Annotated in this window: 2 protein-coding genes and 1 pseudogene; 2 read left to right on the forward strand and 1 reads right to left on the reverse strand. The window is 62.8% G+C overall.

The annotated features are described in order from the left end of the window. Both AHiyo1_RS22155 and rpsT read left to right on the forward strand, forming a co-directional pair. Nucleotides 1-418, forward strand: a pseudogene (locus AHiyo1_RS22155) (type II toxin-antitoxin system PemK/MazF family toxin); the annotation flags it as partial. Nucleotides 419-589: 171 nt separating this feature from the next. Further along, nucleotides 590-850, forward strand: a complete 261-nt coding sequence (gene rpsT, locus AHiyo1_RS22160; protein ID WP_028267110.1) for a 30S ribosomal protein S20 — start codon at nt 590-592, stop codon at nt 848-850. 195 nt (nt 851-1,045) lie between these two features. Here rpsT and holA read toward each other — a convergent pair. After that, on the reverse strand, nt 1,046-1,475 hold a 430-nt coding region (holA, locus tag AHiyo1_RS22165), incomplete at its 5' end, for a DNA polymerase III subunit delta (protein WP_445286253.1).

Raw genomic sequence — 1,475 nt, forward strand, 5'->3', positions numbered from 1 at the left:
CCGGCGTCGGGCAGCTCTCCCGCTCCTACCCGGGCGACTTCCGCGGCGCCGTGGCTCCGCGGTACTGCCCCAATCCGGACGGCAAACCGGACCCCGGAGAGATCGTGTGGTCCTGGGTTCCGTACGAAGAGGATTATTCCCAGGGCAAGGATCGCCCGGTCCTGTTGATAGGGCACGACGGCGCGTGGCTGCTCGGGCTGATGCTGACCAGCAAAGACCACGACAACGGCCGCCGTTCAGATGACTACGTCGACATCGGAACTGGGTCCTGGGACCCCCAAGCCGGCCCAGCGAGGTCAAGGTAGACCGGGTGGTTCGCATCAATCCGGCGGACGTCCGGCGCGAGGGTGCTGTCCTCGACAAGCGCGCTTTCCAAGTTGTGGCGCGTCGGCTCAACGGGCAACACGATTCGGCGTAGACCCGAAATCCCCGGAAAAGGGCCGAGTCTGATAATATTTATGGCTGTGTGTCCGTGCAGGTCGACGGCCACTCATGGTTGGCTGCCATAGGCATCCCCACGCCGCTCAGTCGATGGCCAACCTGAAAACCCTCTAGACCATTTTCCGCATTAAAAAGAGAGTTCACACACGTGGCTAATATCAAGTCCCAGAAGAAGCGCATCCTCACCAACGAGAAGGCTCGCCTGCGTAACAACGCCGTCAAGTCTGAGCTGAAGACGGCCATCCGCGCCGTTGCCACCGCCGTTGAGTCCACGGACAAGGATGCCGCTGCAAAGGCTCTTGTTGCTGCTAGCCGTAAGCTGGATAAGGCTGTCAGCAAGGGCGTTATTCACAAGAACAACGCTGCAAACCGCAAGTCGGCGATCTCCAAAAAGGTCAACGCACTCTAAGGTTTATCCAGTTCGACTGAGCTGAACGTGAGGCCGGCACCCATTTGGGTGCCGGCCTCGCGTATTTAAGATTCGAGGCACGCCGGCGGACGGGCGGGGCTTACTGACGACGCGGAATATGCCTATCGACCCAGATATTCGGGCGTCGCCAAGCATTGCGCGTAGCGCCCGACAGTCTGGGTGTCGAGCGCGGACCTAGCGTCCGCGGGCCGAGGTGGCAATGACGGTGACAGCGTGCTCCACCGCGTACACAGGATCCCGCGAGAGGCCCTTCACTTGGGCGTCCGCTTCAGCCGTGACCTGGATGGAACGGATCAGGCCTTCGGGAGTCCAACGGCGAACGTCGCGTTGGGCCTGTTCCACGAGCCATGGCTGCATGCCAAGCTGCTTGGCGATCTGTGCCGACGATCCCTGGGCGCCGGCTACCTTGGCCAGGGTGCGGAGCTTTGCGGCGAAGGCGGCTACCAGTGGCACCGGGTCAACCCCGGTGGCGAGGGCATGCCTGAGGCTGGACAGCGCTTGCGGCCCGTTGCCGGCCATGGCGGCGTCAGCAACCTTGAATGCCGTGGCTTCCACGCGGCCACCGTAGTAGCGTTCGACGGTGGCTGCGTCCACCGTGGTGGTG

Origin of the sequence: Arthrobacter sp. Hiyo1 (assembly GCF_001263615.2) — a bacterium.
In the GTDB taxonomy this organism is placed as follows: Bacteria; Actinomycetota; Actinomycetes; order Actinomycetales; family Micrococcaceae; genus Arthrobacter.